We start from the raw sequence: 24,399 nt of genomic DNA, 5'->3' as shown, positions 1-24,399 counted from the left end.
GTAGTTTCCAGATAGCATCCAGATTTGACGGTAATTCTTTGAAATGGCTTTACTCATTACAAAACGCTGCATCAATTGCGACATGTGCGAACCGGAATGTCCGAACGAAGCCATTTCGATGGGCGACAGCATTTATGAAATCAACAGCGATCGGTGTACCGAGTGCGTCGGCCATTACGAAACCCCGACTTGCCAGAAAGTGTGCCCGATACCCAATACCATCCTCAAAGATCCAGCGCATGTGGAAACTGAAGAACAGCTGTGGGACAAGTTTGTCCTGATGCACCACGCAGATAAGATTTAGCTCTCGATAATCACCGTCGCGCAGGCGTAATGGCGTTCATCCGCCAGCGTCACGTGCATGGCGCGCACGCCCATCTGCTCCGCCATCCGCAGTGCTTCATCCCAAAGGCGCAGGCTCGGTTTGCCCAGCGCATCGTTAAACACTTCGAACTGATTAAACGCCAGCCCGTTACGGATCCCCGTGCCTAAGGCTTTTGCCGCCGCTTCTTTGACCGCAAAGCGTTTCGCCAGAAACCGCACCGGCTGCTGATGCGCCTGATACAGCACCCACTCGTTGTCGCTCAGCACCCGTTTAGCCAGGCGATCGCCACTGCGGGCGACCACCGCTTCGATGCGGGCTATCTCGACGATATCCGTACCTAATCCCAGAATCGCCATTACGCGCGCGCTTCCAGCATCAACCGTTTCATCTCTGCTACCGCCTCTTTCAGGCCGCTCATTACCGCGCGGCCAATAATGGCGTGACCGATGTTCAGCTCGTGCATTTCCGGCAGCGCGGCAATGGCTTTGACGTTGTGATAGGTCAGGCCGTGTCCGGCGTTAACTTTCAGGCCAAGGCTTGCTGCGTAGGTCGCTGCTTTAGCAATGCGTTCAAGCTCTTTTGCCTGATCGGCATCGCTTTTAGCATCCGCGTAGCAACCAGTGTGAATTTCGATGTACGGTGCGCCAACCTCTGCCGCCGCTTTGATCTGCTCAGCATCAGCATCGATAAACAACGACACCAGGATGCCCGCCTGCGCCAGTCGCTGGCAGGCGTCGCGCATTTTCTCGCGTTGCCCGGCCACATCCAGCCCACCTTCGGTGGTGACTTCCTGGCGTTTTTCCGGCACCAGGCAGCAAAAATGCGGTTTGGTTTCACAGGCAATCGCCAGCATCTCTTCGGTCACCGCCATTTCCAGATTCATTCGGGTGTGCAAAGTCTGGCGCAGAATGCGCACGTCGCGGTCAGTAATATGACGACGATCTTCACGCAAATGCACCGTGATGCCATCAGCGCCTGCTTGCTCGGCGATAAAAGCGGCCTGCACCGGGTCCGGATAGGCCGTCCCGCGCGCGTTACGCAGTGTGGCGATGTGATCGATGTTGACGCCCAACAATAATTCAGCCATGACAATCCTCAATGTTCTCAAAGGCACTGACGCGCGCTTCGCCGCGTCAGTCCGGTTGTTATTCTGCTATCTTTTTGGCACGAACTGCCGGAACAGCTCCCGGCTTTTCAGCGGTTTGCCTCCAAGATACGGCTTTAACGCGATACGGGTAAAGCGCTTTGCGGCGCGGAGTGTATCGGCATCCGGGAACTCCCTCTCCGCCAGTGCGCGTAAATGCCGCCCGGTAAAGGTGCTGTTATCTATCACGACACTGGCAATAAAGCCCTTTTCTTCCCGGTAACGATAAGTCATTACATCATCGACCGGCTCGCCGCTGCCGGCGCAGTGGAGAAAATCAACGCCATAACCCAGATGCCCGAGCAGCGCCAGCTCAAAACGGCGCAGCACCGGTTCCGGCGTGCTGGTGACACCTGCCAGGGCCTGGATACAGTGCAGGTAATCAAAAAACAGTTCAGAAAAGCGCGTCTCGTGTTCAAGCACGCGGGAGATAAGTTCGTTAACGTAGAGACCGCTGTAGAGCGTGATGCCGCTGAGCGGCAGTGCCAGCGATACCGCTTCCGCGCTGCGCAGCGTTTTAACTTCGCCACGCCCGCCAAAGCGCACCAGCAGAGGAGTGAAAGGCTGTAATGCGCCCTTCAGATTAGAACGTTTGGAACGTGCGCCTTTGGCGACAAGGCGCACACGACCAGACTCTTCCGTGAAGACGTCCAGCATCAGGCTGGTTTCGCTCCACGGGCGACTATGCAGAACAAAAGCGCGCTGCCAGCCTTCCATATTATTCCCGTCGTCTTTCAGGCCGCAGCAGCGCTGGCTTCATCCGCACATCCAGAGCGCTTATTCGAGCAAGCACCTGAACACTCAAAGCCTGGCAGTTTGCCTGCAACCCGGGAGCCATAGAGAGCAGGCTCTTAGAGATCGTCTACGTAACCGAGACTACGCAACGCGCGTTCGTCGTCGGCCCAGCCGGATTTCACTTTCACCCACAGTTCCAGGTGAACTTTGGCTTCGAACATCTCTTCCATATCTTTACGGGCTTCAATACCGATGGTTTTGATTTTGGCACCTTTGTTGCCAATCACCATCTTCTTCTGCCCTTCGCGCTCAACAAGGATCAACCCGTTGATGTCGTAACCACCTCGTTCGTTGGTCACGAACTGTTCGATCTCCACGGTGACCGAGTACGGCAGTTCCGCACCGAGGAAACGCATCAGTTTTTCGCGGATGATTTCCGAGGCCATAAAGCGCTGTGAGCGGTCGGTCACGTAATCTTCCGGGAAGTGATGCACCGCTTCCGGCAGATGCTTACGCACGATGCCCGCGATGGTATCAACGTTCAGACCGGTCTCGGCAGACAGCGGCACGATATCGAGGAAATTCATCTGGCTGCCCAGCCACTGCAGGTGCGGCAGCAGATCGGCTTTCTCCTGCACGTTGTCCACTTTGTTGACCGCGAGGATCACCGGCGTTTTGCCGTCACGCAGCTTGTTCAGCACCATTTCGTCATCCGGCGTCCAGCGGGTGCCTTCCACAACGAAAATGACCAGTTCAACGTCACCGATGGAGCTGCTGGCAGCTTTGTTCATCAGACGGTTGATGGCACGTTTCTCTTCCATGTGCAGGCCTGGGGTATCGACGTAAATCGCCTGATACGCGCCCTCAGTATGGATACCGACGATGCGGTGGCGCGTGGTCTGCGCCTTACGAGAGGTGATGGAAATCTTCTGCCCAAGCAGATTATTCAACAAGGTGGATTTGCCAACGTTGGGACGTCCGACGATGGCAATAAATCCGCAATAGGTTTTTTCTTCGCTCATTCCAGCTCCAGTTTTTTCAGCGCCTGTTCGGCGGCAGCCTGCTCCGCCTTGCGACGGCTGGAACCTGTGCCAACCACCGGTTCACTCAGGCCGCTGACCTGGCAGTGGATAGTAAATTCCTGATCGTGCGCTTCGCCGCGCACCTGCACCACCAAATAAGACGGCAGCGGCAGATGGCGACCCTGCAGAAACTCCTGCAGGCGCGTTTTCGGATCTTTTTGTTTATCGCCAGGACTGATTTCATCAAGGCGCGTTTGATACCAGCTCAGAATTAATTGTTCGACGGTCTGAATATCGCTATCAAGAAACACCCCGCCAATTAACGCCTCAACGGTGTCTGCCAGAATGGATTCACGGCGAAAACCGCCGCTTTTCAGTTCGCCCGGCCCTAAGCGCAGACATTCACCCAGTTCGAATTCGCGGGCAATCTCCGCCAGCGTATTTCCACGCACCAGCGTCGCGCGCATGCGGCTCATATCACCTTCGTCCACACGCGGGAAACGATGATAGAGCGCGTTAGCAATCACATAACTTAAAATAGAGTCACCGAGAAATTCGAGACGCTCGTTATGTTTGCTACTGGCGCTGCGGTGGGTTAATGCCTGCTGCAACAGATCCTGATGTTGAAAAGTGTAGCCCAGCTTCCGTTGAAGCCGATTAATTACGATGGGGTTCATGCGATACCAATAAATAAATGCGTCAACAATGCAGCACACGAAACCGACCTGAGAAAACCAACGCGGTTTCGTGTGCTGTGGCGCCCGGGGGAACCAGCCTTAAACTTCGGGGGAATATTCTATACGCAACGACCGGGGTTGTCGTTAGTCTGGTGGGAATAATATTGGAAATAATTAAGGGCGCAATCGCGTTGATTGCGCCCTGGTTAATTAATGAATTCCGCCGATACGATTCAGGCGTACGCCTGTCGGCCATTCACCTTCTTGTTTTTCGAAACTCATCCAGATTGCCGTGGCACGGCCAACCAGGTTCGCTTCTGGCACAAAGCCCCAGTAGCGGCTGTCTGCGCTGTTATCGCGGTTGTCGCCCATCATAAAGTAATGACCCGGCGGCACAATCCAGGTAGCCAGCGGCCGGCTCTGCTGACGATAGTAGATCCCCAGTTGATCCTGCGCGATAGGCACGGTCAGAATGCGGTGCGTCACATCCCCCAGCGTCTCTTTACGCTCGGTTAAACGTACGCCATCCGGCAGGGACTGGCCTTTCGGTAACTGGAAGAAACCGCTGCTTGCCTCACCACCGGAGCGACGTCCGAAGGTCTGCACAAAATCGCTCTCTTCAACGTTGCTGTAAGTGACAGGCAAAGCGCTACCGCAAGCCTGACCAGAGCTGCAGTTCGGCTGCACGGTAACTTGTTTGGTCACCGGATCGTAGGTCACTTTATCGCCCGGTACGCCAACCACACGCTTGATGTAATCCAGACGCGGATCGTCCGGGTATTTAAATACCGCAATGTCACCACGTTTCGGATGACCGGTTTCAATCAGCGTTTTCTGGTAGATCGGATCTTTAATTCCATAGGCGAACTTCTCCACCAGAATGAAATCACCGATAAGCAGCGTTGGCATCATTGAACCAGATGGGATCTGGAACGGTTCGTAAATAAACGAACGCACCACCAGCACAATAGCCAGCACCGGGAATACGGACGCACCGGTTTCCAGCCAGCCAGGCTTCGGACCGATCTTCTTCAGCGTTTTTGCATCAAGCGCATCGCCTGTCGCAACTTGCGCAGCGGCCTGACGTTCCCGGCGTTTTGGTGCAAAAATAAATTTATCCAGGCACCATAAAAAACCCGTCACCAGTGTCGCGATCACCAGGATCAGGGCAAACATGTTCGCCATGCCAACTCCTTAGGATTATTTGCTATCTTTGCCCACATGCAGAATGGCAAGGAACGCTTCCTGCGGCAGTTCGACGTTGCCGACCTGCTTCATGCGTTTCTTACCTTCTTTCTGTTTCTGCAGCAGCTTTTTCTTACGGCTCACGTCACCGCCGTAGCATTTCGCCAGCACGTTTTTACGCAGCTGTTTGACTGTCGAACGGGCAATAATGTGGTTACCGATCGCCGCCTGAATCGCGATATCAAACTGCTGACGCGGGATCAGTTCTTTCATTTTCTCGACCAGCTCACGGCCACGGTACGGGGCGTTATCGTTATGGGTGATCAGCGCCAGCGCATCCACACGCTCACCGTTGATCAGCACGTCCACACGCACCATGTTAGAGGCCTGGAAACGCTTGAAGTTGTAATCGAGTGACGCATAACCGCGCGACGTTGACTTCAGACGATCGAAGAAGTCCAGCACCACTTCCGCCATCGGAATTTCGTAAGTCAGCGCAACCTGGTTGCCGTGGTAAACCATGTTAGTCTGCACACCACGTTTCTCTACGCACAGCGTGATAACGTTGCCAAGGTACTCCTGCGGCAGCAGCATGTGACACTCGGCGATAGGCTCGCGCAGTTCGTCAATGTTGTTCAGCGGCGGCAGCTTAGACGGGCTATCGACGTAAACCACTTCTTTATTGGTGGTCTGCACTTCGTAGACCACGGTCGGTGCGGTAGTGATCAGATCCAGATCGTATTCACGCTCAAGACGCTCCTGGATGATCTCCATATGCAGCAGACCGAGGAAGCCGCAGCGGAAACCAAAGCCCAACGCGGTGGAGCTTTCCGGTTCATAGAACAACGAGGCGTCGTTGAGGCTCAGTTTGCCGAGCGCATCGCGGAAGTTTTCGTAATCGTCAGAGCTGACCGGGAACAGACCGGCATAAACCTGCGGTTTGACCTTCTTAAAGCCTGGCAGCGCTTTATCTGCCGGGTTACGGGAGGAAGTCAGGGTATCGCCCACTGGCGCGCCGAGAATGTCTTTAATCGCACAAACCAGCCAGCCTACTTCGCCACACTTCAGTTCGGTGCGATCAACCTGTTTCGGCGTGAAAATCCCCAGGCGGTCGGCGTTATAAACCTGCCCGGTACTCATCACCTTAATTTTGTCGCCTTTGCGCATGGTGCCATTTTTGATACGCACCAGAGAAACCACGCCAAGGTAGTTATCGAACCAGGAGTCGATGATCAGTGCCTGCAACGGTGCCTCCGGATCGCCTTCCGGCGGCGGGATGTCACGCACCAGGCGTTCCAGCACATCGGGCACGCCCACGCCGGTTTTCGCCGAGCAGCGCACCGCATCGGTGGCGTCGATGCCAACAATGTCTTCAATTTCTTCTGCAACACGCTCAGGATCGGCGGCTGGCAGGTCGATCTTATTCAGTACCGGTACGACTTCCAGATCCATCTCGATGGCGGTATAGCAGTTTGCCAGCGTCTGCGCTTCCACGCCCTGGCCCGCATCCACCACCAGCAGTGCGCCTTCGCAGGCGGCGAGCGAACGGGAAACCTCGTAGGAGAAGTCAACGTGACCGGGGGTATCGATAAAGTTCAGCTGGTAGGTTTCGCCATTGTTGGCTTTGTAATCCAGCGTGACGCTTTGCGCTTTAATGGTAATGCCGCGCTCACGTTCAAGATCCATGGAATCAAGAACCTGGGCTTCCATTTCGCGATCGGAAAGACCACCGCAAATCTGGATGATACGGTCAGACAGCGTCGACTTACCGTGGTCGATGTGAGCGATGATCGAAAAGTTACGAATATTCTTCATATAGTGAGTTTTTATGCCTTACGAGTAACTAAGAGGCCTGTACGCGCCTGACGTCAATGTACTGAAACGCCGCATTCTACACTACAACAACAATGCGGGGAAATGCTGATACCAGGCAGAAAAGTATCGCTATTATCGTAAGACTTAAAGAGGATATTACGGCTGGCGTTCAGCGGATGCGTTGTCGACGCGGATAAGATCCGGAGGCAGGCCGACGCTGAGAATAACCGGCTGCCATTCGCTGCGCGTGGCAAGCTTTGGCGACAAACCACGGGCCAGTAAAAAACCGCCGACGCCGCCAAGCACTGCGCCGCAAAGCGCGGCGAGATCCTGGCCGAAGAGCGCCTGGAAAATGGCGCCCATGACAAACAGGCCTACCAGCGGCGACATATAGACCAGTACCGCGGAGCCCAGCAGGCTGCTCTCGGCGATGCCTAATTCAACTTTCTGCCCGGCAACTAACGGCTCGGCACTTGGCACGGCAATGGTATGCGTGGTTTGCGGACCGAGTTTATTCAGCACGCGGCTGCCGCAACCGGCACGCGAAGCGCAACTGCTACAGGAAGCTTTGACATCACATTCGACCAGCGCGTTACCATTTTGCCAGGAAACGACGGTCGCCCACTCTTTTATCATTGTGCGGCCTTAAATTTGAGACTGTCCGCAATACGTTTTGCGGTTTGCGGCGGCAATTCACCGACAACCGTGATTTCAGCGTTATCACGAACCGTCGTGCTCACGGTGCGTCGACCGGTGCGCAGCATCTGATCGGCGCTGTTCTGATTAGCACGGTTAACGTTAACGGAGAAGCTGAACAAGCCGTCGGAATAGAGGCGGGATTCAACGGGCATATCCATGGTTGGCAGTTGGCGACGGCTGCTGGAGACTTCGCTAAACCCTTGTGGCAACCAGGCCGGTTCCCAGTTAAACACGACGTTATCGCCAGCCGGAAGTGAAAGCAGCGGCGGCAAACTGGCTTTCGCCAGTGTTTGCATACTGTTGGTCACCTGGCCGTTGACGGTAACAGCAATAACGCGGAACTGTTCAAGGGTTTCACCATCACGATCAAGCAAATCAACGCGCATCGGCAGGCGGGTTTCTTCATCCATCCACACAATATAGCTATAACGGGTGCCATCACGCGCCACAACACGGATCACTTCGCACAACCGGTCGGCGATGCGCGTGCGTCCCACGGAGATGAAATCGTAATAGGGAGAAAGACGTTTGAAGTCGGTATAAACCAGCGACGGCAGTGAATCGACGATGAAGTTGCCGTTGAGCGTGAAAGGCTCAAGGCCCGGCTCGAAGTAGCTGATCTCATTGCCACGCTGTACCACTTCGCGGCGGGGGCCGTCCATTTGCAACAACTGCGCAAGCGGCTGATCGTTAAGACGCACATGGCGGTAGCGTAACGATTCAACACCCTGCTTATTGATGCTGACAAAAGAGAGTTCATAGTTGAGCGACTGGCTCGCCACGTTCATTTGCTGCAGCAACGCCCCGGACGAAACATCAGCCGAGGCGTTGACAGAGAAGAACAAGCCAGTAGCCACAAAAGACATGGCACACCAAAGTTGCTTCATTACTGCGATTGCGTTCCTAAAGTTTGATTTCCTGGCACCTGAACAGCTGCTTGCTGTGTTTGCGCCTGCTCAAACTGAAGCTGTTCGGAGTGCAGACGGCGTTGCAGTTCATAATCCTGCAGCATCGCATTAATGCGACGACGTTGTTCCTGCACCTGCTGTTGCTGACCGGCATTTGCCGTCGCATCAGACGGAACACCCAAACTCACCGGACTGGCTTTGCCCATCATCGGCAGCGTATTAAATACTGGCGCTTCGGGCTGTTGGGTTGATTCAGCCGAGCCATTATAGTGCTGGACGCCAACAATTACAGCAAGCGATACGCATGCCGCAACGCCCATCTGGGTAAGCTGGCTGGCCCACGGACGAACTTTGTGCCAGAACGGCATTTTCTGCCATTGGTGAGGAGCGGGCTGAGCTTCAGGAATCAATGGCGCCGGCGCCTGAACAGCGTCATTCTCAATCGCGGCCATTACTCGGGCTGAGATATCGAAATGGAGGAGATCGGCGGTATCACCACGCATGGAATCGCGGATGAGATGGTAGCTCTCCCAAGTTTTCTGCATTTCCGGATCCTGAGACAACTCAACGAGCAGCTCACTATCCAGCGTTTCACCATCCATTAAAGCGGAAAGTTGTTCTTTCTGCATGCCTAATACCTTTTTCAGTATCCCGCTATCGTCAACGCCTGATAAGCGGTTGAACTTTATTATCAATAGCTTCCCGCGCACGGAAGATACGCGAACGAACGGTACCTACCGGACAATCCATTATGGCCGCAATCTCTTCATAACTCAGGCCATCCAGCTCCCGCAACGTAATTGCCATACGTAAATCTTCCGGGAGTGACTCAATGGTACGAAAAACTATTTGTCGCAGTTCTTCTGACAACATTAAGTTCTCAGGGTTCGAAATTTCTTTCAGTGCACCGCCACTTTCGAAGTTTTCTGCTTCAATTGCGTCCACATCACTGGATGGCGGCCTGCGCCCTTGGGCAACCAGGTAATTTTTCGCTGTATTAACCGCAATTCGGTACAGCCAGGTATAAAAAGCGCTATCCCCCCTGAATGAATCAAGCGCGCGATAGGCTTTTATAAATGACTCTTGTACGACATCAGGCACATCGCCCGAAGGGACATAACGGGAAACCAGACTCGCCACTTTATGCTGGTAGCGCACCACCAGTAAGTTAAACGCTTTCTGATCTCCTTTCTGGACCCTTTCGACCAGGACCTGATCCGTTAACTGCTCGCTCATCCGAGGTAAAGTCTCCCCAAAACCAATTTCCACGCGTATCCAGAACGCCACTCCAATACTGCACTATATGAGCAAGCAGCCAGTTAGAGGGGCAGTATGTGATAAAGTTCCGTTACGCCTTTGTTTTTGTGCATCGTTCCACAGACTTTTCATTCTCACTCATTATAAGTCCGCAAACTTTGAACAATGTGTTTTCTCAAAGAAAAGACCTTAAGACCGCCAGAGAGTAACGCAATACCGCTTTTTTTTCATCTCTAATACGCCCTCGCTAACAAACTGCTTATTAATAGCTTTTTTCCGGTTATCTCTTTTCCCCTTACCTACATGTTTAGCCGTTAATACAAGAGCAACAAAAAACAGTGATCAATTGCCGCTTACGGTGCTATGCTGCGCAAACAGTGTTTAGTAAATTAAACAAACCATGAAAACGACTCCTGAACTCTCCTGTGATGTACTGGTCATCGGCAGCGGCGCGGCCGGTCTTTCGGTGGCTTTACGGCTTGCAGACAAACATAAGGTCATTGTTTTAAGCAAGGGTCCCATTAGCGAAGGTTCGACATTTTATGCGCAGGGCGGTATCGCTGCGGTATTTGATGAAACCGATAGCATCGAATCGCATGTGGAAGACACGCTGATTGCCGGTGCCGGGATTGTGGAGCGCCATGCCGCCGAGTTTGTCGCCAGCAACGCGCGCCAGTGTGTCCAGTGGCTTATTGATCAAGGCGTGTTGTTTGATACCGAAGTCGCTGCCAACGGCGAAGCCAGCTACCACCTCACGCGTGAAGGCGGGCATAGTCACCGCCGCATTCTGCATAGCGCCGACGCGACCGGCAAAGAGGTCGAAAACACGCTGGTCACCCAGGCGATTAACCATCCGAACATTCGTGTGCTTGAGCGCTGCAATGCGGTGGACCTGATTATCTCCGACAAAATTGGCCTGGCCGGAACGCGCCGTGTGGTGGGCGCGTGGGTGTGGAACCGTAATAAAGAACAGGTGGAAACCTGCCAGGCAAAAGCTGTGGTACTGGCAACTGGTGGCGCCTCGAAGGTCTATCAGTACACCACCAATCCGGATATCGCCTCCGGGGACGGTATCGCCATGGCCTGGCGTGCGGGCTGTCGGGTGGCGAACCTGGAGTTTAATCAATTTCACCCAACCGCCCTGTTCCACCCGCAGGCGCGCAACTTCCTGCTCACGGAAGCGTTACGCGGTGAAGGCGCACATTTGAAACGCCCGGACGGCACCCGTTTCATGCCAGATTTTGACGCGCGGGGCGAGTTAGCGCCACGCGATGTGGTCGCCCGTGCGATCGATCATGAAATGAAACGCCTCGGCGTCGATTGCATGTATCTCGATATCAGCCATAAACCGGCTGAATTTATCCGTCACCATTTCCCGATGATTTATGAAAAGTTGCTCGGGCTTGGCATTGATTTAACCAAAGAGCCTGTTCCGATTGTACCCGCAGCACATTACACCTGCGGCGGCGTCATGATTGACGATCGCGGGCGTACCGACGTCGACGGGCTGTATGCCATTGGGGAAGTGAGCTATAGCGGTTTGCACGGAGCAAACCGCATGGCGTCGAACTCGCTACTGGAGTGTCTGGTCTACGGCTGGTCTGCAGCGGAAGATATTGCCCACCGGATACCGCATGCCCAGGCGGTCACGACGTTGCCAGCATGGGATGAAAGTCGCGTGGACGATGCCGATGAACGGGTTATTCTGCAACACAACTGGCACGAATTACGGCTGTTTATGTGGGATTACGTCGGCATTGTGCGCACCACTAAACGCCTTGAACGGGCGCAGCGCCGTATTACGTTGTTGCAGCAGGAAATCGATGAATACTACGCGAACTTCCGTGTTTCGAATAACCTGCTGGAATTGCGCAACCTGGTGCAAGTCGCGGAGTTAATTGTCCGCTGTGCGATGGCGCGCAAAGAGAGCCGCGGGTTGCATTTCACGCTGGATTACCCCGATTTACTGCCGGAATCCGGCCCGACAGTGCTCTCGCCACAAAACTACATAAACAGATAAAACGCCTGGGTCAGCGCAGTGTAGCTCTCTGAGTAACGCTGATCTGGCCCACGGATCACCAGACGATCGGCAAACATTTCGCCATCTCGCGGTGAGAAAGCCAGCAGGACCCGATGTGGCAAGCGGCTTTCTGTTTCAGTCACATCCGTACGCAAACGCAGATGCCAGCCCAGCGTTTGCGCTTTGCTGACAAAGGCTTCGCTGATTTCAATCGGCAGAACGACGCAGAAAAATCCCTCTTCCGTAATCAGCGTTGCGCCAATTTCCAGCAAGGACTGATGATCAAGCGTTGTGGTATAGCGCGCTTTATCGCGCTCTGGCGTGGCGCATTGCACCCCTTCGTCAAAATAGGGTGGATTGCTAACAATCAGATCGAAGCGCGCGGTGTTTTCCGTGCTCCACTGGCAGATATCCGCCTGATGCACGGTAATGCGCTCCGCCCACGACGAGGCCTGGACATTTTCCTGTGCCTGCCCCGCAGCTTGCTCATCCAACTCGACGGCATCAATTGTTACTTCTGGCGATGTGCGTTGCGCCAGCATCAGCGCCAGCAGCCCACTGCCGGTACCAATGTCCAGCACATGCCGCGCTTTGGAAACTGGTGCCCACGCGCCTAACATCACCCCATCGGTGCCCACTTTCATGGCACAGCGATCGTGCGCAACAAAGAATTCTTTAAACGTGAAGCCGTCACGGCGCAACTGAGCCTTTGACTGGGACATCTTTACAACCTCGATTCGGAAACCGGTGTAGCATAGGGGAAAGCAAAGCGCCGGAAAAGCAATAAGCAGACAACAGATGAAGATTGCAGCCGTAACGTCTATAATCGGCGCCCCACACAGAGGTAGATCATGACTGTAACGACTTTTTCCGAACTCGAACTTGACGACAGCCTACTGGACGCGCTCCAGAGTAAAGGCTTTACACGCCCGACCGCCATCCAGGCCGCCGCCATTCCGCCTGCGCTTGAAGGGCGTGATGTCCTCGGTTCCGCCCCTACCGGCACCGGTAAAACGGCGGCATATCTGCTGCCTGCGTTGCAGCACCTTCTGGACTTCCCGCGTAAAAAATCCGGCCCGCCGCGTATCCTGATCCTGACGCCGACCCGCGAACTGGCGATGCAGGTTGCCGATCACGCGCGTGAACTTGCCGCGAACACGCATCTGGATATCGCCACCATTACCGGCGGTGTAGCGTATATGAACCACGCGGAAGTGTTCAGCGAAAACCAGGATATCGTAGTCGCGACCACTGGCCGCCTGCTGCAATATATTAAAGAAGAGAACTTCGACTGCCGCGCGGTAGAAACGCTGATCCTTGACGAAGCAGACCGCATGCTGGACATGGGCTTCGCACAAGATATCGAGCATATTGCCGGTGAAACCCGCTGGCGTAAGCAGACCATGCTGTTCTCCGCGACGCTGGAAGGCGAGGCCATTAAAAATTTTGCTGAGCGCCTGCTGGAAGATCCTGTCGAAGTTTCCGCCACGCCATCAACGCGTGAGCGCAAGAAAATTCACCAGTGGTACTACCGTGCCGATGACGTCGCCCATAAAACCGCGCTGCTGGTACATCTGCTCAAGCAACCTGAAGTTAGCCGCTCTATCGTGTTTGTGCGCAAACGCGAACGTGTGCATGAGCTGGCGAACTGGCTGCGTGAAGCGGGTATCAACAACTGCTATCTCGAAGGTGAGATGGTACAGGCGAAGCGTAACGAAGCGATCAAACGCCTGACAGAAGGTCGTGTGAATGTGCTGGTCGCCACCGATGTCGCCGCTCGCGGCATTGATATCGATGATGTCAGCCACGTCTTTAACTTCGATCTGCCGCGCAGCGGCGATACCTACCTGCACCGCATCGGTCGTACAGGCCGCGCGGGTCGTAAAGGCACCGCGATTTCGCTGGTCGAAGCGCACGATCATCTGCTGCTGGGTAAAATTGGCCGTTATGTTGAAGAGCCGCTGAAGCCGCGTGTAATAGATGAATTGCGTGCGAAAACGCGCGCTCCCAGTGAAAAGCTGACAGGCAAACCGTCGAAGAAAGTGCTGGCGAAGCGAGCAGAGAAGAAAAAAGAGAAAGAAAAAGAGAAACCGCGCGTGAAGCAACGCCATCGTGACACCAAAAACATTGGTAAACGACGTAAGCCAAGCGCTGCAAGTACTGCGCCGCAAAATACAGAAGAGTAAAAAAACGCCGGGAAATCCCGGCGTTTTTATGTGTGCCTGAAATTACAGGCTTTCAGTAAAGGTACGAGCAATAACGTCGCGCTGCTGTTCTGGCGTCAGAGAGTTAAAACGCACAGCATAACCGGAGACACGAATCGTCAGCTGTGGGTATTTTTCCGGGTGTTCAACGGCATCAAGCAGTGTTTCACGACGCAGCACGTTAACGTTCAGATGCTGGCCGCCTTCAACGCGCACTTCCGGTTTCACTTCCATCGGAATTTCACGGTATTCGATATCGCCGAGTTTGCTAACCGCAACCACTTCATCTTCTGCATAACCCGCTTTGGCACATACGCAACGCGCTTCACCTTTGTCGTTATCGAGCAGCCAGAACGAATTCAGCAGGTTGTCATTGGCAGCTTTAGTAATCTGTATACCAGTAATCATGAATAGCCTCCCTTAGGCACATTATTTGATTAGCCGGAATCTTTCCGGCCAATTGGTAAAACCATTGTTGTCTGATTGTTTATATACCAGTCCGACATGCGGCATTCTTTGATTTAAATCAATAAAAACCACACAGTGAAAATGGCTATTGGGGAATATACTTGTTTTATATCAAGTTACACCAGTCACACCAACTTAAAATTTTTGTAAATTTTAAAAATATTTTTAGGATTTTCGTTCACGGGCGACAGTGAATTTTGTTCCGGGGAAATAAGCAGTTAAGCTACGGGGAACGAACTTCGCAGGAGAGCGGGATGACCACTTCATTAACATGGCATGATGTGCTGGCAGAAGAAAAACAGCAGCCGTACTTTATTAATACCCTTAGCACGGTGGCGGCTGAACGTCAGTCCGGAATAACCATCTATCCGCCGCAGAAAGATGTGTTCAACGCCTTTCGTTTCACTGAGCTTGGCGATGTCAAAGTTGTGATCCTCGGCCAGGATCCCTACCACGGCCCGGGACAAGCTCACGGTTTGGCGTTTTCTGTTCTTCCGGGCATTGCACCTCCCCCTTCTCTGCTGAATATGTATAAAGAGCTGGAAGCCAGCATCCCGGGTTTTGTGCGCCCGCAACATGGTTATCTCGAAAGCTGGGCGCGTCAGGGCGTGCTGCTACTTAATACCGTACTCACCGTACGCGCCGGTCAGGCGCACTCGCACGCAAGCCTCGGCTGGGAAACCTTCACCGATAAAGTGATTAGCCTGATTAATGAGCACCGCGAAGGCGTGGTCTTTCTGCTTTGGGGTTCGCACGCACAGAAAAAAGGGGCGATTATCGACACAAAACGCCATCATGTTCTGAAAGCACCGCATCCGTCACCGCTCTCCGCGCACCGTGGATTTTTCGGCTGTAACCATTTTGTCCTGGCGAATCAATGGCTGGAAAAACAGGGCGAAACGCCAATCGACTGGATGCCGACACTCCCGGCAGAGAGTAAGTAAAAATCAGCCTCCAGAAAAGACGGCGTTAATTGCCCCCTGGAAGGACTTGAAAAAAGCCTCTGCCAGGCTTGTGAGATTGAAATCCAACAGCAATAAAGCAGAGCCCAAAAGGTGTTGATGACCATACCCACAGGGTGTGATTTTCAGCGAGTAGAATAAAAAAATGCCAGCATTACGCTGGCATCTTTTATTGCATATGGCGTTGCGCTATCAGGCTTTATTTTGACGCCACCACTCTGCCAGCAACACGCCGGTTGCGACAGACACGTTGAGGCTTTCAACGTTGCCGGTGCCTTCAATTGAGACGCTTAAGTCTGAACGAGACAGCGTCACATCAGACAAACCATCACGCTCCTGACCCAGCACCAGCACCATCTTTTTCGGCAACTCAGCTTTAAACAGCGGCGTTCCGTTGTGGCTGGAAGTCGTCACCAGCGCGTAACCCGCCTGGCGGAACTCTTCCAGCGCATCGACAAAGCTATCGCCGGTGATCGGCTGAACGTGTTCCGCGCCGCCTTCTGCGGTACGGACAGCCGCGCCAGATTCAACCACTGCCGCATCCTGCAATACCACGCCTTTCACACCGAAATGCGCGCAGCTACGCATAATTGCGCCGAGGTTGTGCGGGTTGCCCACATCTTCCAGCGCCAGCACGCAATCTTCTTCTGCGGCATTCGCCACCCATTTCTGGACGCTAAGACCATTACGCTTTTTGATCAGGAAGCATACGCCGCCGTGATGTTCTGTACCGGAGGCTTTCGCCAGTTCGTCTTCATCAACCACGTGATACGCTTTACGGTTCGCGGCCATCCAGCGCAGGGCTTCTTTAAAACGCGGGGTCACGCTCTGCACAAACCAGGCGCGGACAATCGATTCAGGACGGCTGCTGAACAGTGCCTGGCAGGCATTTTCGCCATAGACGCGCGTCTCTTCCGCGCGCTGACGGCGCAGCACTTCCGGATCGATAAAACTTTTACCGCTAATACCACCGTGATCCGGTTTTTCCGGCGTTTCGTCGCCCGGCGCACGGGAAACGGTACGCCACGGCGAATCACTCTGGCTACTGAAATTGTCTCGCTGCGGGCGGCTTCTGTCATCGCGAGCAGGGCGGCCCCGGTCATCGCGGGCAGAACGACTTCTGTCGTCACGGCCAGCACGACCTTTATCATCGCGGGAGGTGCGACGGTCATCGCCACCGCGCGAAGACGTTCCGCTACGCGCTGGCCCTTTCCCGGTGCGCGGGTTATAGCCACGTTTATCGGAATCATCATCACTGCGGACATACATCACTTTGACCTTGCCGCTTTTATTCTTTAATTCATCGTTCATGCTTTTCTCCACCAGCGCTGCGCGAAGCGCGCAGATTACCTGATGTGCTGGCGCTTAGCCATTAATTCGTTCAAAAGTTATCGGCTATTGTACTCATTGAATAAAACGCGTTGTCGTTTAAAACCTTCTTATCAATAATATGTAACATTGAAGAAACATACCGGCAAAACGCCGCTTTGTACCATCGCTTCCCTGAGGTTAGTTATGAATACCGTATGTGCAAGCTGTCAGGCGCTGAACCGCATTCCTGAAGAAAGAATGAACGACGGCGCGAAATGTGGGCGCTGTGGACATGAGCTGTTCGATGGAGATGTAATCAATGCGACTGGCGAAACCCTGGATAAGCTGCTGAAAGATGACCTGCCTGTGGTTGTCGATTTCTGGGCGCCATGGTGCGGCCCGTGCCGCAACTTCGCGCCGATTTTCGAAGATGTCGCAGAAGAACGCAGCGGTAAAGTACGCTTTGTAAAAGTTAACACCGAAGCCGAGCGCGAGCTCAGTGCGCGTTTCCGCATTCGCAGTATTCCGACCATTATGCTGTTCAAAAATGGCGAAGTGGTGGACATGCTAAGTGGCGCGATGCCAAAAGCGCCGTTCGACAGCTGGCTTAACGAATCACTGTAATCCTTTCGGGGCGCATCTTGTGCCCCGTTTTCAGCTCTGCGACAATGGCGTTTTTCTTGCGCGACCTTCATGACCAATAACGCTGTTCTCCAACTCCGTGCTGAGCGCCTTGCCCGCTCGACGCGCCCGTTTCTGGCGCGTGGCAACCGTATTCGCCGCTGCCAGCGCTGCTTGCTGCCGCTGAAAAACTGTCTGTGTGATACCTTAAAACCGGCTTGCGCCAATAGCCGTTTTTGCCTGGTCATGTTCGACACCGAGCCAATGAAACCCAGTAACACCGGGCGTTTGATTGCCGATATCCTGCCCGATACGCAGGCTTTTCAGTGGTCGCGTACCGAACCAACGCAAGCGCTTATTGATCTATGTACCAGCGACGAATACCAACCGATGGTTGTCTTCCCGGCGTCTTACGCGGGCAGCGAACGTCAGGTGTTGAGCGCTCCCGCCGCCGGCAAACCGCCACTGTTTATTATGCTGGATGGCACCTGGACCGAAGCGCGTAAAATGTTTCGCAAAAGCCCCTATCTGGATGCATTACCGGTTATCTCCGTCGATTTGTCACGCGTGTCTGCCTATCGTTTAAGGGAAGCGCATGCAGACGATCAATACTGCACGGCGGAAGTGGCCATTGCCCTGTTGGATCTCGCTGGCGACAACACCGCAGCGCAAGCGCTCAGCGATCACTTCACCCTGTTCCGCGAGCGTTACCTGGCGGGGAAACCGCATCATCCATCCGCCATCACAGCAAACGCCGTAGAAAACGTTTAATATCATCGGGTCACTCTTTTGCGGAGGCCGGTATGAGCCAACGAGGGCTGGAAGCGTTATTACGTCCCCGATCGATTGCGGTGGTGGGTGCATCCATGAAGCCGGATCGCGCGGGTTTTTTAATGATGCGCAATTTACTGGCAGGCGGTTTCGCCGGTCCTGTCTTACCGGTAACGCCCGCCTATAAAGCAGTTCAGGGTGTTCTGGCGTGGCCGGATGTCGGCAGCCTGCCTTTCACGCCCGATCTTGCGGTGTTGTGTACCCACGCTAAACGTAATTTGACGCTGCTTGAGGCGCTCGGCCAAAAGGGGTGTAAAACCTGCATTATTCTTTCCGCTCCGCCCGAGCAGCATGCCGATTTGCTGGCCTGCGCTGGCCGCTATCAGATGCGGTTGCTTGGCCCAAACAGCCTGGGCTTGCTCGCCCCCTGGCAAGGCCTTAACGCCAGTTTTTCGCCGGTGCCGATTACACGCGGCAAACTGGCGTTTATTTCCCAGTCTGCCGCCGTCTCCAATACCATCCTCGACTGGGCGCAGCAGCGGGAAATGGGGTTTTCTTATTTCATCGCACTCGGCGATAGCCTCGATATTGATGTTGATGAACTGCTCGATTTCCTGGCGCGCGACAGTAAAACCAGCGCTATCCTGCTCTATCTGGAACAGCTAAGTGACGCCCGTCGCTTTGTTTCCGCCGCACGTAGCGCATCACGTAATAAACCGATTCTGGTCATAAAAAGCGGTCGCAGCCCGGAAGCGCAGCGTCTGCTGCATTCCCATGCGGGGCTCGATCCGGCCTGGGATGCGGCAATTCAGCGCGCCGGTTTATTGCGGGTACAGGATACCCATGAACTTTTTTCCGCCGTCGAAACGCTCAGCCATATGCGCCCGTTGCGCGGCGAACGGTTGATGATCATCAGTAATGGCGCGGCCCCCGCCGCGCTGGCACTGGACGAACTGTGGTCACGCAACGGTAAGCTGGCCACACTGAGTGAAGAGACGATAACGCAGTTGCGCGACGTGCTGCCGGAGTATGTGGAACCCGCTAACCCGCTGGACTTGCGCGATGACGCCAGCAGCGAGCGTTACATCGCCGCGTTGAATATTCTGCTCGACAGCCAGGATTACGATGCGCTGATGGTGATCCACGCGCCCAGCGCCGCAGCGCCCGGCAGCGAAAGCGCGGTGGCGTTAATTGACGCGCTGAAAAAACATCCACGCGGGAAATACGTCACCGTATTGACCAACTGGTGCGGTGAGTTTTCCTCGCAGGAAGCGCGGCGTCTGTTCAGCGAAGCCGGGTTGCCAACTTACCGAACGCCTGAAGGCACCATCACGGCCTTTATGCATATGGTGGAATATCGGCGAAACCAGAAACAGCTACGTGAAACGCCAGCGCTCTCAGTGAGTCTGACAGCAGATACCGCCGCAGCACACAACCTTCTGCAACAGGCACTGGCCGATGGCGCATCAACGCTGGATACCCATGAAGTGCAGCCAATTTTACGCGCCTGGGGGCTGCAAACGCTGCCGACCTGGATTGCCAGCGACAGTGCGGAAGCCGTGCATATTGCCGAACAGATTGGCTACCCGGTCGCGCTGAAATTACGCTCTCCCGATATCCCGCATAAGTCGGAAGTCCAGGGGGTAATGCTTTATCTGCGTACCGCGAAAGAGGTGCAGCAGGCTGCTGATGCGATTATTGATCGCGTCAAAATGAACTGGCCGCAGGCGCGCATCCATGGTTTGCAAGTGCAAAGCATGGCGAACCGTGCTGGCGCACAGGAACTGCGTGTCGTGGTAGAACACGATCCAGTTTTTGGCCCGCTGATCATGTTAGGTGAAGGCGGCGTTGAGTGGCGGGCAGAGGATCAAGCCGCTGTGGCGCTTCCGCCACTGAACATGAATCTGGCGCGCTACCTGGTGATTCAGGCGATCAAAAGTAAAAAGATCCGCGGGCGCAGCGCATTACGCACGCTGGATATCGCTGGCCTGAGCCAGTTTTTAGTTCAGGTCTCAAATTTGATTGTCGATTGCCCGGAAATCGAACGGCTCGACATTCACCCTTTGCTGGCTTCCGGCAGCGAATTCACGGCGCTGGATGTCACAATGTCTATTGCGCCCAGCGCCGGGAACGGTGAGACGCGTCTTGCGATTCGCCCCTATCCGCAGCATCTGGAAGAACATGTTGAGATGAGAAATGGCGAACAGTGCTTGTTCCGTCCGATTCTTCCCGAGGACGAACCTCAGTTGCAGGCATTTATTGCCAGGGTGACAAAAGAAGATCTCTATTATCGCTACTTTAGCGAGATCAACGAATTTACCCACGATGATTTAGCGAATATGACGCAGATCGACTACGATCGGGAAATGGCCTTCGTGGCCGTGCGCAGCACCGATCAGGGCGAAGAGATTTTAGGCGTAACCCGCGCTATTTCCGATCCGGATAATATCGACGCTGAATTTGCCGTGCTGGTGCGATCCGATTTGAAAGGGCTCGGGCTCGGACGACGTTTACTTGAAAAGCTCATCAGTTATACCCGGGATCACGGACTTAAGCGCTTGAATGGTATTACTATGCCCAACAATCGCGGCATGGTGACACTGGCGCGTAAACTGGGATTCGATGTCGATATCCAACTGGAAGATGGCATAGTCGGTTTGTCGCTCCATCTGACACAGACAGAGTAATCCCGAGTAAGGTACTGGAAATGTTGACCACTTTAGCAGGCTCGGTGTTATTATTGCCCGCTTATGTCGTCTGCATGCAACAGAAGACCCTTCAATAAACAGAGAAGAAACGCACTGTGATGTTGTCAAAATTTAAGCGTAATAAACATCAACAACACCTTGCCCAATTACCCAAGATTTCTCAGTCAGCTGATGATATAGAGTTCTTCTATGCTCCTGCTGATTTCAGGGAGACGCTGCTTGCGAAGATAGCCACAGCAACGCGCCGGATCTATATCATTGCCCTGTATCTTGAGCAGGATGATGGCGGGAAAGGAATTCTGAACGCGCTGTATGAAGCAAAACGCCAGCGCCCGGAGCTGGATGTTCGCGTCCTCGTTGACTGGCATCGCGCTCAGCGCGGCCGTATTGGCGCAGCAGCGTCGAATACCAATGCGGACTGGTACTGCCGTCTGGCGCAGGAAAACCCTGGCGTTGTCGTTCCCGTTTACGGCGTGCCGGTTAATACCCGCGAAGCGCTTGGCGTGCTCCACTTCAAAGGCTTTATTATTGATGACTGCGTGCTGTATAGCGGCGCGAGCCTTAACGATGTTTACCTGCATCAGCACGATAAATACCGCTATGACCGTTATCAGTTGATCCGCAATCCGCAGATGGCAGACGTCATGCAAGGCTGGGTTGAGCAGAATCTGATTCAGGGTCGTGGCGTGAACCGCCTTGACGATCCGCTGCGTCCTAAAAGCCCGGAAATCAAAAATGATATCCGCCTGTTCCGCCAGGAATTGCGCGATGCGTCGTACCATTTCCAGGGCGATGCAGATAACGAACAGCTGGCAGTGACTCCGCTGGTTGGTCTGGGTAAATCCAGCCTGCTGAATAAGACGATTTTCCATCTGATGCCGTGCGCAGAGCACAAGCTGACGATTTGTACGCCCTATTTCAACCTGCCTGCGGTACTGGTACGCAATATTATTCAATTGCTGCGCGAGGGGAAAAAAGTCGAAATCATCGTTGGCGATAAGACGGCCAATGACTTTTTCATTCCTGAAGATGAGCCGTTTAAGATTATTGGCGCGTTGCCTTATCTGTATGAGATAAACCTGCGTCGTTTCTTAAGCCGCCTGCAATATTATGTGAATACCGACCAGCTTGTCGTTCGCCTGTGGAAAGATGACGATAACAGTTACCACCTGAAAGGAATGTGGGTCGACGATGAGTGGATCCTGCTCACCGGGAACAACCTGAACCCGCGCGCCTGGCGTCTGGATCTGGAAAACGCGGTGCTCATCCACGATCCAAAACATGAGCTGGCCGCACAGCGTGATAAAGAGCTGGAGCTTATTCGCACGCACACCACAGTGGTTAATCATTACCGCGATTTGCAGAGCATTGCGGATTACCCGGTGAAAGTACGTAAGCTGATACGCCGCCTGCGCCGTATCCGCATTGATAAGCTGATTAGCCGCATTCTTTAACCTTAAGCCCCGTCCCTGCGATGGGGCTTTTTTTCAGGTCTTCCAATGAAATACACCTTGCTGGCAACAACACTGCTGCTGACAGGCTGTAGCCATATGGCGAACGATAGCTGGAGCGGGCAGGATAAAGCACAACATTTTCTTGGTTCTGCCATGCTTTCTGCAGCCGGGAATGAATACGCGCAACGTCAGGGCATCAGCCGTGACCGAAGTGCGGTATACGGTCTGATGTTATCTGTCAGCCTTGGCGCATCGAAAGAGTTATGGGATAGCCGCCCGGCAGGGAGCGGCTGGAGCTGGAAAGATTTCGCATGGGATGTTGCCGGTGCTACAACCGGTTTTGCCGTGTGGCAACTGGCAAGATAAACACTAAAGCCGGATGCCTTTCCCTTTACGATGCAGCATCAGGGAAACCAGAAATGCCAATGCGCCCATCACCGTAACGTACCAGAAAAAGCTGCTTTCAAAACCGGCCGATTTGAGCGACAGCGCAACATACTCTGCCGAACCACCAAACAGCGCATTCGCCACGGCATAAGATAACCCGACACCTAACGCACGAACCTGCGCCGGGAACATTTCGGCTTTCAGGATCCCACTGATTGAGGTGTAGAAACTGACTATCACTAATGCCAGCATGACCAGCGCGAACGCGGCATAAGGCGAAGTGACGCTGTGCAGTGCGCTGAGAATCGGGACAGTACAGAGCGTGGCAAGGCCGCCGAACAGCAACATTGAGGAACGGCGGCCTATCTTGTCCGACAGCGCGCCGATAACGGGTTGAATCAGCATAAAGACAAATAACGCAACTGTCATAATGACGCTGGCAACGTTGGCATGCATTCCGGCGGTATTTACCAGATATTTTTGCATATAGGTGGTAAAGGTGTAGAACGCCAGTGAGCCGCCAGCCGTAAAGCCAAGCACCATAATGAAAGCCTTGCGGTTACGCCACAGCCCTGTTAGCGATCCCGCTTCTTTCAGGGCCCGTACCTCCTGCCGTGAGGTTTCATCAAGTTGTCGGCGTAGCCACAGCGCAACAATAGCCAGTGCGGCACCGAGCGCAAACGGAATACGCCATCCCCAGGCACGTAAATCTTCGTCGCTCAGAACCTGCTGCAATACAACCACAACCAACAGAGCCAGCAATTGCCCGCCGATCAACGTGACATACTGAAATGATGCGTAAAATCCTTTACGCCCTTCCACTGCCACTTCGCTCATATAAGTCGCGCTTGTGCCATATTCACCGCCCACTGATAGTCCCTGGAACAGGCGCGCCAGCAGTAATAATGCGGGTGCCCAGGTACCGATGGAGTCATAACCGGGCAGGCAGGCGATGACCAGCGATCCCAGGCACATCATACACACCGAGATGAGCATCGATGCCTTACGTCCGCGCCTGTCAGCGATACGGCCAAATAACCAGCCTCCGATCGGTCGCATCAGAAAGCCTGCAGCAAAAACGCCGGCGGTTTGTAATAACTGAGTTGTCGTGTTGCCTGCGGGGAAAAAGATGTGCGCGAAATAGAGGGAGCAAAAGGAGTAGACATAGAAATCAAACCACTCCACCAGGTTACCTGATGAAGCGCCAATGATCGCCCATACCCTGCGTCGGGTATCGCTACTGGTGAGCGAGTCTCGTGTTGTCACACTGCTTTCTGCCATTCTATTGATACTCCTGCTAAAGATTTTGGAGATATGAATCTTGTGAATATCCATATCCACTCAGCTCAAAGATCAAAATGTTACACATTTGTTATATTTCAGGAGTGATGCACATCACATTTCAACTTAGCAAGGTAAGCAATTCAGAATAGGGGCATGTGCGAACTTGAAAAAGCCCCGCGCTTTCGCATGAGGCTTTGTTCTGATCAGGCAGTCACGTCTTTTGTGCACTGGCTCCGGAGGCAGGCTGCTTTTTCCGCCACGCACCGAGGACTGCTGAAAGCCAGCGACCGACATCCAGCATCCGGCATCTGGCATCCGGCATCTGGCATCTGGCATCTGGCATCTGGCATCTGGCATCTGGCATCTGGCATCTGGCATCTGGCATCGCAGGGTGTGGGTTCACAGCGTAAAAACGCAAAAAGGCCATCCGTCAGGATGGCCT

The 24,399-nt window shown here is 53.9% G+C and carries 25 protein-coding genes; 10 read left to right on the top strand and 15 right to left on the bottom strand.

Features of this window, described 5'->3' with window-relative positions:
* Window positions 1-43: 43 nt before the first annotated feature.
* A complete protein-coding gene (locus AAIG26_RS07090) occupies window positions 44-304 on the top strand; it encodes a YfhL family 4Fe-4S dicluster ferredoxin (RefSeq protein WP_017459033.1) in 261 nt (86 codons plus the stop codon).
* Here the strand turns inward: AAIG26_RS07090 and acpS are convergent.
* The 11 genes from acpS to rpoE form a co-directional block, all read right to left on the bottom strand.
* Entirely contained in the window at window positions 301-681 is a 381-nt protein-coding gene (gene acpS / locus AAIG26_RS07085; protein WP_045510492.1) for a holo-ACP synthase, read from the bottom strand. The two genes, AAIG26_RS07090 and acpS, sit on opposite strands and share 4 nt — an antisense overlap.
* Entirely contained in the window at window positions 681-1,412 is a 732-nt protein-coding gene (gene pdxJ / locus AAIG26_RS07080; RefSeq protein WP_017459035.1) for a pyridoxine 5'-phosphate synthase, read from the bottom strand. Before pdxJ ends, acpS begins: the two co-directional genes overlap by 1 nt.
* A gap of 66 nt (window positions 1,413-1,478) precedes the next feature.
* Window positions 1,479-2,186, bottom strand: a complete 708-nt coding sequence (gene recO, locus AAIG26_RS07075) for a DNA repair protein RecO (RefSeq protein ID WP_017459036.1) — start codon at window positions 2,184-2,186, stop codon at window positions 1,479-1,481.
* 134 nt (window positions 2,187-2,320) lie between these two features.
* Entirely contained in the window at window positions 2,321-3,226 is a 906-nt protein-coding gene (gene era / locus AAIG26_RS07070) for a GTPase Era (RefSeq protein ID WP_020454746.1), read from the bottom strand.
* Window positions 3,223-3,903, bottom strand: a complete 681-nt coding sequence (rnc, locus tag AAIG26_RS07065; protein ID WP_044489704.1) for a ribonuclease III — start codon at window positions 3,901-3,903, stop codon at window positions 3,223-3,225. Before rnc ends, era begins: the two co-directional genes overlap by 4 nt.
* A gap of 210 nt (window positions 3,904-4,113) precedes the next feature.
* Window positions 4,114-5,088, bottom strand: coding sequence for a signal peptidase I (lepB, locus tag AAIG26_RS07060; protein ID WP_343180355.1), 975 nt, complete (start codon window positions 5,086-5,088; stop codon window positions 4,114-4,116).
* 15 nt (window positions 5,089-5,103) lie between these two features.
* A complete protein-coding gene (gene lepA, locus AAIG26_RS07055; protein ID WP_020454749.1) occupies window positions 5,104-6,903 on the bottom strand; it encodes a translation elongation factor 4 in 1,800 nt (599 codons plus the stop codon).
* Between the two features lie 156 nt (window positions 6,904-7,059).
* Window positions 7,060-7,539, bottom strand: coding sequence for a SoxR-reducing system protein RseC (gene rseC / locus AAIG26_RS07050; protein ID WP_020454750.1), 480 nt, complete (start codon window positions 7,537-7,539; stop codon window positions 7,060-7,062).
* Complete coding sequence (rseB, locus tag AAIG26_RS07045; RefSeq protein WP_020454751.1) at window positions 7,536-8,489, bottom strand: sigma-E factor regulatory protein RseB; 954 nt, start codon at window positions 8,487-8,489, stop codon at window positions 7,536-7,538. Before rseB ends, rseC begins: the two co-directional genes overlap by 4 nt.
* Window positions 8,489-9,139, bottom strand: coding sequence for an anti-sigma-E factor RseA (rseA, locus tag AAIG26_RS07040; RefSeq protein WP_097400249.1), 651 nt, complete (start codon window positions 9,137-9,139; stop codon window positions 8,489-8,491). The genes rseB and rseA overlap by 1 nt, the downstream gene beginning before the upstream one ends.
* 31 nt (window positions 9,140-9,170) lie before the next feature.
* The gene (rpoE, locus tag AAIG26_RS07035) at window positions 9,171-9,746 is read right to left on the bottom strand and encodes an RNA polymerase sigma factor RpoE (protein ID WP_000003307.1); all 576 of its coding nucleotides are present in this window, start codon (window positions 9,744-9,746) and stop codon (window positions 9,171-9,173) included.
* A 421-nt stretch (window positions 9,747-10,167) separates the two neighbouring features.
* Here rpoE and nadB point away from each other — a divergent pair, with 421 nt between their 5' ends.
* Complete coding sequence (gene nadB, locus AAIG26_RS07030; RefSeq protein ID WP_269230553.1) at window positions 10,168-11,787, top strand: L-aspartate oxidase; 1,620 nt, start codon at window positions 10,168-10,170, stop codon at window positions 11,785-11,787.
* On the opposite strand, the gene AAIG26_RS07025 is transcribed toward nadB, so the two are convergent.
* Window positions 11,772-12,509, bottom strand: a complete 738-nt coding sequence (locus AAIG26_RS07025) for a tRNA1(Val) (adenine(37)-N6)-methyltransferase (RefSeq protein WP_343180354.1) — start codon at window positions 12,507-12,509, stop codon at window positions 11,772-11,774. The two genes, nadB and AAIG26_RS07025, sit on opposite strands and share 16 nt — an antisense overlap.
* Window positions 12,510-12,638: 129 nt before the next feature.
* Between AAIG26_RS07025 and srmB the strand changes: the two genes are divergently transcribed.
* The gene (srmB, locus tag AAIG26_RS07020; protein WP_097407585.1) at window positions 12,639-13,973 is read left to right on the top strand and encodes an ATP-dependent RNA helicase SrmB; all 1,335 of its coding nucleotides are present in this window, start codon (window positions 12,639-12,641) and stop codon (window positions 13,971-13,973) included.
* Between the two features lie 42 nt (window positions 13,974-14,015).
* On the opposite strand, the gene grcA is transcribed toward srmB, so the two are convergent.
* On the bottom strand, window positions 14,016-14,399 hold the full coding sequence (gene grcA, locus AAIG26_RS07015; protein ID WP_020454756.1) for an autonomous glycyl radical cofactor GrcA: 384 nt from the start codon (window positions 14,397-14,399) through the stop codon (window positions 14,016-14,018).
* 314 nt (window positions 14,400-14,713) lie between these two features.
* Between grcA and ung the strand changes: the two genes are divergently transcribed.
* Window positions 14,714-15,403, top strand: a complete 690-nt coding sequence (gene ung / locus AAIG26_RS07010; protein WP_020454757.1) for a uracil-DNA glycosylase — start codon at window positions 14,714-14,716, stop codon at window positions 15,401-15,403.
* A 210-nt stretch (window positions 15,404-15,613) separates the two neighbouring features.
* On the opposite strand, the gene AAIG26_RS07005 is transcribed toward ung, so the two are convergent.
* Window positions 15,614-16,732 (bottom strand): tRNA/rRNA methyltransferase, encoded by a 1,119-nt coding sequence (locus AAIG26_RS07005; protein WP_020454758.1) that lies wholly within the window; start codon window positions 16,730-16,732, stop codon window positions 15,614-15,616.
* Between the two features lie 204 nt (window positions 16,733-16,936).
* Between AAIG26_RS07005 and trxC the strand changes: the two genes are divergently transcribed.
* From trxC to AAIG26_RS06980, 5 genes are all read left to right on the top strand, one after another.
* The gene (gene trxC / locus AAIG26_RS07000; protein WP_020454759.1) at window positions 16,937-17,356 is read left to right on the top strand and encodes a thioredoxin TrxC; all 420 of its coding nucleotides are present in this window, start codon (window positions 16,937-16,939) and stop codon (window positions 17,354-17,356) included.
* A gap of 69 nt (window positions 17,357-17,425) precedes the next feature.
* Complete coding sequence (locus AAIG26_RS06995) at window positions 17,426-18,124, top strand: tRNA-uridine aminocarboxypropyltransferase (RefSeq protein WP_160269093.1); 699 nt, start codon at window positions 17,426-17,428, stop codon at window positions 18,122-18,124.
* A gap of 32 nt (window positions 18,125-18,156) precedes the next feature.
* Window positions 18,157-20,811, top strand: coding sequence for a protein lysine acetyltransferase (gene pat, locus AAIG26_RS06990; protein WP_343180353.1), 2,655 nt, complete (start codon window positions 18,157-18,159; stop codon window positions 20,809-20,811).
* A 119-nt stretch (window positions 20,812-20,930) separates the two neighbouring features.
* Window positions 20,931-22,286 carry a CDP-diacylglycerol--serine O-phosphatidyltransferase gene (gene pssA, locus AAIG26_RS06985; protein WP_020454762.1) on the top strand — a complete coding sequence of 452 codons (1,356 nt, stop codon included), beginning with the start codon at window positions 20,931-20,933 and terminating at the stop codon, window positions 22,284-22,286.
* Window positions 22,287-22,331: 45 nt separating this feature from the next.
* Complete coding sequence (locus tag AAIG26_RS06980; RefSeq protein WP_343180352.1) at window positions 22,332-22,652, top strand: YfiM family lipoprotein; 321 nt, start codon at window positions 22,332-22,334, stop codon at window positions 22,650-22,652.
* A gap of 3 nt (window positions 22,653-22,655) precedes the next feature.
* On the opposite strand, the gene AAIG26_RS06975 is transcribed toward AAIG26_RS06980, so the two are convergent.
* On the bottom strand, window positions 22,656-23,954 hold the full coding sequence (locus AAIG26_RS06975) for an MFS transporter (protein WP_045510518.1): 1,299 nt from the start codon (window positions 23,952-23,954) through the stop codon (window positions 22,656-22,658).
* A gap of 156 nt (window positions 23,955-24,110) precedes the next feature.
* Here AAIG26_RS06975 and AAIG26_RS06970 point away from each other — a divergent pair.
* On the top strand, window positions 24,111-24,399 hold a 289-nt coding region (locus AAIG26_RS06970), incomplete at its 3' end, for a hypothetical protein (protein WP_343182132.1).

Origin of the sequence: Kosakonia sp. PSU_27 (assembly GCF_039409795.1) — a bacterium.
Taxonomy (GTDB): Bacteria; Pseudomonadota; Gammaproteobacteria; order Enterobacterales; family Enterobacteriaceae; genus Kosakonia.
Note: the sequence above shows the minus strand (reverse complement) of the source record. Positions and strands in the feature narration are given on the sequence as shown.

Bases quoted from the DNA above. Each gene is read 5' to 3' on its own strand.
- AAIG26_RS07090 (WP_017459033.1), top strand. From the start codon at position 44: ATGGCTTTACTCATTACAAAACGCTGCATCAATTGCGACATGTGCGAA.
- acpS (WP_045510492.1), bottom strand. From the start codon at position 681: ATGGCGATTCTGGGATTAGGTACGGATATCGTCGAGATAGCCCGCATC.
- pdxJ (WP_017459035.1), bottom strand. From the start codon at position 1,412: ATGGCTGAATTATTGTTGGGCGTCAACATCGATCACATCGCCACACTG.
- recO (WP_017459036.1), bottom strand. From the start codon at position 2,186: ATGGAAGGCTGGCAGCGCGCTTTTGTTCTGCATAGTCGCCCGTGGAGC.
- era (WP_020454746.1), bottom strand. From the start codon at position 3,226: ATGAGCGAAGAAAAAACCTATTGCGGATTTATTGCCATCGTCGGACGT.
- rnc (WP_044489704.1), bottom strand. From the start codon at position 3,903: ATGAACCCCATCGTAATTAATCGGCTTCAACGGAAGCTGGGCTACACT.
- lepB (WP_343180355.1), bottom strand. From the start codon at position 5,088: ATGGCGAACATGTTTGCCCTGATCCTGGTGATCGCGACACTGGTGACG.
- lepA (WP_020454749.1), bottom strand. From the start codon at position 6,903: ATGAAGAATATTCGTAACTTTTCGATCATCGCTCACATCGACCACGGT.
- rseC (WP_020454750.1), bottom strand. From the start codon at position 7,539: ATGATAAAAGAGTGGGCGACCGTCGTTTCCTGGCAAAATGGTAACGCG.
- rseB (WP_020454751.1), bottom strand. From the start codon at position 8,489: ATGAAGCAACTTTGGTGTGCCATGTCTTTTGTGGCTACTGGCTTGTTC.
- rseA (WP_097400249.1), bottom strand. From the start codon at position 9,139: ATGCAGAAAGAACAACTTTCCGCTTTAATGGATGGTGAAACGCTGGAT.
- rpoE (WP_000003307.1), bottom strand. From the start codon at position 9,746: ATGAGCGAGCAGTTAACGGATCAGGTCCTGGTCGAAAGGGTCCAGAAA.
- nadB (WP_269230553.1), top strand. From the start codon at position 10,168: ATGAAAACGACTCCTGAACTCTCCTGTGATGTACTGGTCATCGGCAGC.
- AAIG26_RS07025 (WP_343180354.1), bottom strand. From the start codon at position 12,509: ATGTCCCAGTCAAAGGCTCAGTTGCGCCGTGACGGCTTCACGTTTAAA.
- srmB (WP_097407585.1), top strand. From the start codon at position 12,639: ATGACTGTAACGACTTTTTCCGAACTCGAACTTGACGACAGCCTACTG.
- grcA (WP_020454756.1), bottom strand. From the start codon at position 14,399: ATGATTACTGGTATACAGATTACTAAAGCTGCCAATGACAACCTGCTG.
- ung (WP_020454757.1), top strand. From the start codon at position 14,714: ATGACCACTTCATTAACATGGCATGATGTGCTGGCAGAAGAAAAACAG.
- AAIG26_RS07005 (WP_020454758.1), bottom strand. From the start codon at position 16,732: ATGAACGATGAATTAAAGAATAAAAGCGGCAAGGTCAAAGTGATGTAT.
- trxC (WP_020454759.1), top strand. From the start codon at position 16,937: ATGAATACCGTATGTGCAAGCTGTCAGGCGCTGAACCGCATTCCTGAA.
- AAIG26_RS06995 (WP_160269093.1), top strand. From the start codon at position 17,426: ATGACCAATAACGCTGTTCTCCAACTCCGTGCTGAGCGCCTTGCCCGC.
- pat (WP_343180353.1), top strand. From the start codon at position 18,157: ATGAGCCAACGAGGGCTGGAAGCGTTATTACGTCCCCGATCGATTGCG.
- pssA (WP_020454762.1), top strand. From the start codon at position 20,931: ATGTTGTCAAAATTTAAGCGTAATAAACATCAACAACACCTTGCCCAA.
- AAIG26_RS06980 (WP_343180352.1), top strand. From the start codon at position 22,332: ATGAAATACACCTTGCTGGCAACAACACTGCTGCTGACAGGCTGTAGC.
- AAIG26_RS06975 (WP_045510518.1), bottom strand. From the start codon at position 23,954: ATGGCAGAAAGCAGTGTGACAACACGAGACTCGCTCACCAGTAGCGAT.